General features: G+C 70.2%; 10 protein-coding genes. 6 read left to right on the forward strand and 4 right to left on the reverse strand.

Annotation, left to right across the window (positions count from 1 at the left end; genetic code table 11):
* The 3 genes from JWP65_RS16600 to xdhC all read right to left on the reverse strand — a co-directional run.
* Window positions 1–301, reverse strand: a 301-nt coding sequence (locus JWP65_RS16600; RefSeq protein ID WP_299765710.1) for a DUF4147 domain-containing protein, incomplete at its 3' end; no start/stop codon positions are given.
* Window positions 302–328: 27 nt separating this feature from the next.
* Window positions 329–1,528, reverse strand: coding sequence for a urate hydroxylase PuuD (locus JWP65_RS16605; RefSeq protein WP_299765712.1), 1,200 nt, complete (start codon window positions 1,526–1,528; stop codon window positions 329–331).
* 108 nt (window positions 1,529–1,636) lie between these two features.
* Window positions 1,637–2,440, reverse strand: coding sequence for a xanthine dehydrogenase accessory protein XdhC (xdhC, locus tag JWP65_RS16610; protein WP_299765714.1), 804 nt, complete (start codon window positions 2,438–2,440; stop codon window positions 1,637–1,639).
* A gap of 123 nt (window positions 2,441–2,563) precedes the next feature.
* Here xdhC and JWP65_RS16615 point away from each other — a divergent pair, with 123 nt between their 5' ends.
* From JWP65_RS16615 to JWP65_RS16635, 5 genes are all read left to right on the forward strand, one after another.
* A complete protein-coding gene (locus JWP65_RS16615; RefSeq protein ID WP_299765716.1) occupies window positions 2,564–3,088 on the forward strand; it encodes a hypothetical protein in 525 nt (174 codons plus the stop codon).
* 169 nt (window positions 3,089–3,257) lie between these two features.
* The gene (locus JWP65_RS16620; protein WP_299765718.1) at window positions 3,258–3,635 is read left to right on the forward strand and encodes a hypothetical protein; all 378 of its coding nucleotides are present in this window, start codon (window positions 3,258–3,260) and stop codon (window positions 3,633–3,635) included.
* A gap of 1 nt (window position 3,636) precedes the next feature.
* Complete coding sequence (locus JWP65_RS16625; protein ID WP_299765720.1) at window positions 3,637–4,320, forward strand: response regulator transcription factor; 684 nt, start codon at window positions 3,637–3,639, stop codon at window positions 4,318–4,320.
* The gene (locus tag JWP65_RS16630; RefSeq protein ID WP_299765721.1) at window positions 4,317–5,675 is read left to right on the forward strand and encodes an ATP-binding protein; all 1,359 of its coding nucleotides are present in this window, start codon (window positions 4,317–4,319) and stop codon (window positions 5,673–5,675) included. The genes JWP65_RS16625 and JWP65_RS16630 overlap by 4 nt, the downstream gene beginning before the upstream one ends.
* A gap of 129 nt (window positions 5,676–5,804) precedes the next feature.
* Window positions 5,805–6,098 (forward strand): DUF4148 domain-containing protein, encoded by a 294-nt coding sequence (locus JWP65_RS16635; RefSeq protein WP_367280524.1) that lies wholly within the window; start codon window positions 5,805–5,807, stop codon window positions 6,096–6,098.
* A 76-nt stretch (window positions 6,099–6,174) separates the two neighbouring features.
* Here JWP65_RS16635 and JWP65_RS16640 read toward each other — a convergent pair whose 3' ends face one another.
* Window positions 6,175–7,071 (reverse strand): LysR family transcriptional regulator, encoded by an 897-nt coding sequence (locus tag JWP65_RS16640; protein ID WP_299765724.1) that lies wholly within the window; start codon window positions 7,069–7,071, stop codon window positions 6,175–6,177.
* Between the two features lie 94 nt (window positions 7,072–7,165).
* On the opposite strand from JWP65_RS16640, the gene JWP65_RS16645 reads away from it, so the two are divergent.
* On the forward strand, window positions 7,166–7,310 hold a 145-nt coding region (locus JWP65_RS16645), incomplete at its 3' end, for an NAD(P)-binding protein (protein WP_299765728.1).

Genomic DNA, 7,310 nt, shown 5'->3' on the forward strand with positions numbered 1-7,310 from the left:
GCACGGGATGGCGAGCCTCCACCACCTCGATGCGCGCCGGCACCCCGGCCGGGCGCTCCGGCGTGTGCTGGTAGCGGGTGACGACCAGCCCCGACAGCGGCGCGTCGGCGGGCCAGAGCTGCTCGACGGCCTGGGCCATCGCGCCGCCGGCCTTGCCGGCGCCGAGCACGACGGTGCGACCACGCGGCACTTTCGGCAGAAAGGCCGCGGTGTTGTGCAGCGGCAGCGCGCGCCGCACGGCGGCTGCATACAGGTGCTCGAGGAAGCGGCGCGGTTCGGTGGCGGGGTCGGGCGCGGTCATGGGATCTCCTCGCGCCATTGTGCCGCTTCAGTTCACCGGCGCACCACGCTGGAACCACTGGCCGAGCAAGGCGCGCTCGGCCTCCGTCATCGCGGTGCTGTTGTTCAGCGGCATGGTTTTCTGCACCACGGCCTGCTGGTAGACGGCGGCCGCATGCTGCTTGAGCGCCTCCGGCGAGTCCAGTCGCACGTTCTTCATCTGCAGCTGGGCGCCGTGGCAGGCGGCGCAGCGCTGCGCGATCACGGCCCCCACGCTCGAATAAGTGGCGGCCGGGACCGGGCCCGCGGTGCTCGCGCCGGGCGCGGGCGCCAGCCACCAGGCCACGCCAGCGATCACGGCCACGCCGACCAGCGCGTAGCCGGCCGGATGGCGATTGCGTCCGAGCCTGTAGCCGTGCCGCATGACGAAGAACTGGCGGACCGCGGCGCCGGCGAACATCATCAGCACCAGCACCACCCAATTGCGCTCGTGCTGGTACAGGAAGCCGTAGTGGGTGGACAGCATGCCAAACAGCACCGGCAGCGTGAAGTAGGTGTTGTGCACGCTGCGCTGCTTGCCGCGCCAACCGTGCACCGGGTCGACCGGCTCGCCGGCCTCGATGGCGCGGATCACCTTCTTCTGGCCGGGGATGATCCAGAAGAACACGTTGGCGCTCATGGCCGTGGCCATCATCGCCGCCACCAGCAGGAAGGCCGCGCGGCCTGGGAACCACTGGCATGCCAGCCAGCAGGCGGCGCAGACCAGCAGCAGGACGAGGGCGCCGACGATGCCATCGCCGTTGCGGCGGTGCCCGAACAGCTGGCAGATGGCGTCATACAGCACCCAGAACAGCAGCAGGAACGACACCGCCACGGCGACGGCCGCGCCCGGCGACCAGTCCACCAGCGAGCGGTCGACCAGGAAAGTGCTGGCGTTCCACAGGTAAACCACGGTGAACAGCGCGAAGCCGGACAACCAGGTGGAGTAAGCCTCCCAGTAGAACCAGTGCAGGTGCGGCGGCAGCGCCGGCGGCCGCACGGCGTACTTCACCGGGTGGTAGAAGCCGCCGCCGTGCACCGCCCACAGCTCGCCGGTGGCGCCCTCGCCGCGCAGCTTGTGGTCGGCCGGCGGCGTGAGGCTGCTGTCGAGGAAGACGAAGTAGAAGGAGGAGCCGATCCAGGCGATCGCGGTGATCACGTGCAGCCACCGCAGCAGCAGGCTGGCCCAGTCGAGAAGGTAGGTTTCCATGGCTGGCGCAAAGGAGAACGCGTTCTGCTCACCACTGCGGGCGCTCTGAGCAAAAGGGGATCGCGCACTCGCTGGGAAAGCGGCGCCGCTGCGACCGACCGGCGAAGTTTACGGCAGCCCGGCCTGCAGCAGCTGCGCCGCCACGGCGACGGCGATCACCTCCGGCTGCTTGCCGGCGATGCCGGGCACGCCGATCGGGCAGGTGACCTGCGCCAGTTCCTGCTGGCGAAAGCCGCGCTCGTCCAGCCGGTGCCGGAAGGTGGCCCACTTGGTCTTGCTGCCGATCAGGCCGACGTAAGGCAGGTCGCCCCGCTGGCGCAGCCGCGTGAGGCAGGCCGCCACCACGTCCAGGTCTTCGGCGTGGCTAAAGCTCATGATCAGGACGCGCGAGCCCGGCGCCAGGTCCGCCACGGCCGCCTGCACCGGGTCCGAATGCTCGCACCGCACGTTGTCGGGCACCTGCACCGGGAAGATCTCGTCGCGGCTGTCGATCCAGGTGATGGCGAACGGCAGCGTCCCGAGCACCGTGACCAGGGCCCGGCCGACGTGCCCGCCGCCGAACAGCGCCAGCGGCGCCCGGCCGGCATCCAGCCGCGTGGCCAGGGCCGGGATGTCGGTGCGGCCGACCGGCTCGAAGCGCAGGTGCACCACGCCGCCGCAGCACTGGCCCAGGGCGGGACCGAGCGCGTAGCGCAGCACCGGTTCGCCAGCGGCGCCGGCCAGCCGGCCGCGGGCCTGGGCGATCGCGGCGAATTCCAGGTGGCCGCCGCCGATGGTGCCGACCACCGCGTCGGCGAACACCGCCATCCAGGCGCCGGGCTCGCGCGGCACCGAGCCAGCGGTGGCGTGGACGGTGACGAGGATGGCGTCGGCGCTGGCCAACCGCCGCGTGGTTTGTTCTCGGGGCAGCATGCTTTACAGTGGGGCCGTCCGCAAGAACGCGGCAGGATCGGCAACCAGGGTCATCATTGGGGCGCGTGGCGCCGTTGTGGCCTTGCGCCCGCAACCGCCGCGCGTTCACTTCGCCAGGATCACATGATGAAGCATTCCAACAAGCTGCGCTATCTGGGTCCGCTGGCCGCCGGGGTTGCCGCGCTGCTGGCCGCATGCACCTCGACCTCGGTGCCGCCGGATCCGGCGCCCGCCGTGGTGCCGGCGCAGCCGCCCCGGCAGCCCCAGGCCAGCGTCCAGCCCCTGCCTTTCCCGCGCACCTCGCCGCCCTCGGCCGCGGCCAACCCGCGCGCCTACCGCGCCGACGCCGCCACCCACGTCTACGGCCTGAACCAGGAGCGCATCTGGAAAGGCCGCCTGCCGCCCCAGCTGTACGCCATCGGGGTGCTGCAGGTCGAGGTGGATCGCAGCGGCTCCGTGCGCAGCCTGAACTGGATGCGCGCGCCACGTCATGCGCCGGAGGTGATCGCCGAGATCGAAAAGACGGTGCGCGCCGCCGCGCCCTTCCCGGTGCCGGCCCGTCTGGGCAAGGTGGTCTGGACCGACACCTGGCTGTGGCACAAGAGCGGTAAATTCCAGCTGGACACGCTGACCGAAGGCCAGGACTGAAGCTTTCACTTCGAAAAATCCCTGCTCAGTTGCAGGAGGACCGCGCTGCACGATGCTCCGCGCAGTCCGCTCAAAAGAGGAACAAGCGCACCACGGTCCCCGGGGACCGGCCCGGCTAATGCCCGGCTAAGTCTTCCCTCTTATGCTCCCGGCTTCTCGGGAGCATCCCATGCATGATCTGCTGCACCGGCTGGCCGCCGGACTGCTGCTCACGGTGGGCGTCGCCACGCTCGCCGAAGCCGCTGCCAGGGCCCCGTGGCCCGCCACGCTGTGGCTGCAGCACCAGGCGCTGCAGCCACTCGTCGGCGCCGGCCTGGCGCTGGCGCCTTGGTGGGAACCGCTGCGCACCCCGGCCACGGCGGTCGCGCTGCTGTCCAAGTTCACCCTGCTGGTCCTGGCGCTGCCGGCGCCTGCCGGCGCCGCCGATCCCCTCTCGCTGTGGGCCGAACTTCCGCAAGTTGCCATGCTGCTGGCCGCCGGCGCTATCCTCGTGCGGCAAGCGCGGCTGCAAGCGCGCTGGAACATGGCCTGGCGCCAGGAAGGCTGACATGCGAGTGCTGCTGGTGGAAGACGACGAGATGATCGGCCAGAGCCTGCGCCCGGCCCTGGCCGCCCAAGGCTGGTCGGTCGACTGGGTCAAGGACGGCCAGCTGGCGCAAAGCGCCCTGGCCGACGGCGACTACGCCTGCGTGCTGCTCGACCTGGGCCTGCCGGGGATCGACGGCGTCGAAGTGCTGCGCAGCGCCCGCGCCCGCGGCGACACCACGCCGGTGCTGGTGCTGACGGCCCGCGACGGCCTGGACGACCGCGTGGCCGGGCTCGACCTGGGCGCCGACGACTACCTGCTCAAGCCCTACGAGCTGCGCGAGCTGCTGGCCCGCATGCGCGCGGTGATCCGCCGCCGCGACGGCAGCGCCCACTCGGTGATCGGCACCCTCGCCGTGCAGCTGGACCTGACCACCCGGGAAGTGCTGGTGCAAGGCGAGCGGGCCCAGCTCTCGGCCCGGGAGTTTTCGCTGTTGCACGCGCTGCTGGAGCGGCCGGGCGCGATCCTGTCGCGCGAGCAGCTGGAAAACCGCATCTACGGCTGGGGCGAGGAAGTGAGCAGCAATGCGGTGGACGTGCTGATCCACGGAATGCGCCGCAAGCTGGGCACCGATGCCATCCGCAACGTGCGCGGCCTGGGCTGGAGGGTCACCGGCGGCGGCGACGCCAGGAGCACGGCGCCATGAAGTGGCACGTCTTTCCCCAGGGGCCGCTGTGTTCGATCCGCCGCGCCCTGATGCTGTGGCTGCTGCCGCTGTTCCTCGTGGTCGCGGCGACTTCGGCGGCGCTGTCGTGGTGGAGCTACGGCCGCATGGTCGACGGCTTCATGGACGACCAGATGCAGCAGCTGGCGTCCTCCATTGCCAGCCACCAGGTCACCCAGCTGCCGCAGCACACGCGCGAACGCGTGCACGAGTGGGGCGCCTACATCGTGCAGGTGCATGCGGCCGGGGGCCGGCCGGAGCTCAGCTCGGTGGCCGGCTTCGAGCTGCCGCTGCAGCACGGCTCCGGCTTCCACGACGCGGTGCACGAGGGCCGGCGCTGGCGCACCTACGTCGTGCCCGCGGCGGGCGACGGCCGCATCGTGCAGGTGGCGCAGAGCGGCTCCTTCCGCACCCGCCTGGCCGCCGAGCGCGCATTCACCGCCATCGCTCCGATGCTGGTGCTGCTGCCGCTCGCCATGCTGGTGCTGTGGCTGGTGGCGCGCGCGATGGCCCGCGCGCTGCAGGACATCGGCCGCCAGGCGGCGCAGCAGGACGAGCACAACCTGACCGGCCTGGCCATGGACCGCGTGCCGATCGAGATCGAGCCGCTGGTGGTGTCGTTCAACGCCTTGCTGGGGCGTCTGCGCGATGCGTTCGCCACGCAGCGCCGCTTCGTGCAGGACGCGGCGCACGAACTGCGCACGCCCGTCACGGCCATCGGGCTGCAGCTGGAGAACCTGCGCTGCGACGTCGACTGCGGCGCGACCAGCGAGCGCTTCGGCCAGCTCGAAGCCGGCGTGCGACGAGCGCAGCGGGTGGTCGACCAGATGCTGCGGCTGTCGCGGCAGGAAGCCGCCGGTGCCGACGGCCCGGCGATCGTCGACCTGCAGACGCAGCTGCGCGAAAGCATCAATACGCTGATCGCGCTGGCTGACCAGCGCCACATCGACCTGGGGCTGGCGGCAGACGCGCACACCGCGCCCTTGACCTTGCAGTGCGCGGCAGGCGACCTGCGCAGCGTGCTGGACAACCTGATCGAGAACGCGATGCGCTACACGCCCGAAGGCGGGGTGGTGGACGTGCGGCTGCTGCACGACCAGGGCCGCATGGCGCTCGAGGTGGTGGACACCGGCCCGGGCATTCCGCCGGAGTTGCTGCCGCGCGTGTTCGACCGGTTCTTTCGCGTTCCGGGCAACGGCGCCAGCGGCAGCGGCCTGGGCCTGGCCATCGCGCAGGCCGCGGCGCGGCGCTGCGGCCTGGCAGTGACGCTGCGCAACCGCGACGATCGCAGCGGGTTGATCGCGCGGGTGGAAGCGGTGGGCCTAACGGCCACCTAACAAACCGCTAAGGGCCAGCTAAAGGGCCCCGCCTACAGTGAGATCACGGTTGAACGCGGCGCCAGCAACAAGGCGCCGCGAGCGACCGGAACAAGGTCCATCCGTCAACGCACTGCACAAGGTTTCATCATGATCTCCAAGAAGTTCCTGGCCATCACCGCCATCTCCGCGGCCGCCTTCTCCGGCGCCGCCAGCGCCAACGCCGAATTCGGCGCGCCGTTCGCGATCAAGTTCGAAGGCACCCGCACCCGCGCCGAAGTGATGGCCGAAGCCGCGAAAGTGTCCGCCACCCGCAGCACCGAGCCGGCCGGCTCGCGCGTCGCCGCGCCGCTGCAGTCCGGCCTCGACGCCCGCGTGGTGCGCGCGCAGGCCGCCCAGGCGCTGCGCCTGGGCAAGATCCCGTCGGGCGAGATCGGCCTCTGAGCCGAACCGGTTGTCTCCGGCAAGAAGCAAGGGCCCCTCTCGGGGCCCTTTTCGCATCTCGCGAGCGGGCGCAAGTTCAGGCGACCGACGGCATGTGCTGAATTACGGCGGCGTTGAACTGCGGCATGAACTCGTGCACCCCCCCTCCCATCTTGGTGACGGCGGAGAACGGCACGGTGACAGTCGGGTTGAGCAGGCGATCGAGTCGCACATGCGATCGCCGGCAGGCGTCGATGGCAAACGCGGGCACCACGGCTGATCCGAAGCCGGCCTCCACCAGCGCAATCACGGTGCTGAAAAGGTTCACCGAGTGGACGTGGTCGACGCTGGCCCCGACCTTGCGCAGTTCCGCATCGATGACTTTCTGGATCGGGTTGCGGGGCACCAGGCCGACCAGCTTTTCGTCCTTGAGCGCACTCCAGCGCACCCGGCCGACGGTGTCGGGGAACGCGAGCCCCTGGGACACCTTCAGGAGCGGGAAATTCCCCAGCGGCAACTTCTTCAGGCCCGGCGCGGATTTGAAGAACACCCCCAGGCCCACGTCGGCGTCTTCCTGGAGAATCAGGTTTTCGACGCCGTCCAGCGGCGCATCGAGAATGCGCACGTCCACGCCGGGGTTGGCCTTGCAGAAAGCCGCCAGTGCCTGCGGCAGGTAGCAAGAGCTGATCAAGGGAGTGGCCGCCACGCGCAACACGCCTCGCGCCTTCAGCCCGGCCTGCCCGATCTCCGCCGTGACGGCATCCAGCTCACGCAGCACCCGAACGGCCACCGGCACCAGCTTGCGTCCGGCTTCGGTCAGCGCCACCGCGCGGCTGGTGCGGTCGAACAACCGCGCCCCGACCTGCCGCTCGAACTCCCGCACCATGATGCTGATGCCCGCTTGCGTGATGTGCGAGAGCTCCGCCGCCCGGGTAAAGCTCTGCTGGTTCACGATGTTCAGGAAAACGCGCAGCTGCCGGGTCGACAGGTTCATAGGCGCCTCTTATGTCCGCATTGCACATCTAAATTTTACTAATCCTTGATTGTGCGCGCTAATCGCGGTCCATGACGAAGTCGAGAGGAGCCGCGTGAGCGTCGATACAGAAATTGCCATCCTGGGTGCCGGTATCGGCGGATTGACACTTGCATTGAGCCTGCACCAGGCGGGCATCTCGTGCCGGGTGTACGAAGCAGTGCCCGCGATCCTGCCATTGGGCGTGGGGATCAACATCC

It is taken from the genome of Ramlibacter sp. (assembly GCF_028292805.1).
Taxonomy (GTDB): Bacteria; Pseudomonadota; Gammaproteobacteria; order Burkholderiales; family Burkholderiaceae_C; genus Ramlibacter.

Coding starts and splice junctions, on each gene's coding strand:
- JWP65_RS16635 (WP_367280524.1), top strand. CDS start 5,805: ATGATCTCCAAGAAGTTCCTGGCCATCACCGCCATCTCCGCGGCCGCC.
- xdhC (WP_299765714.1), bottom strand. CDS start 2,440: ATGCTGCCCCGAGAACAAACCACGCGGCGGTTGGCCAGCGCCGACGCC.
- JWP65_RS16615 (WP_299765716.1), top strand. CDS start 2,564: ATGATGAAGCATTCCAACAAGCTGCGCTATCTGGGTCCGCTGGCCGCC.
- JWP65_RS16625 (WP_299765720.1), top strand. CDS start 3,637: ATGCGAGTGCTGCTGGTGGAAGACGACGAGATGATCGGCCAGAGCCTG.
- JWP65_RS16630 (WP_299765721.1), top strand. CDS start 4,317: ATGAAGTGGCACGTCTTTCCCCAGGGGCCGCTGTGTTCGATCCGCCGC.
- JWP65_RS16605 (WP_299765712.1), bottom strand. CDS start 1,528: ATGGAAACCTACCTTCTCGACTGGGCCAGCCTGCTGCTGCGGTGGCTG.
- JWP65_RS16620 (WP_299765718.1), top strand. CDS start 3,258: ATGCATGATCTGCTGCACCGGCTGGCCGCCGGACTGCTGCTCACGGTG.
- JWP65_RS16640 (WP_299765724.1), bottom strand. CDS start 7,071: ATGAACCTGTCGACCCGGCAGCTGCGCGTTTTCCTGAACATCGTGAAC.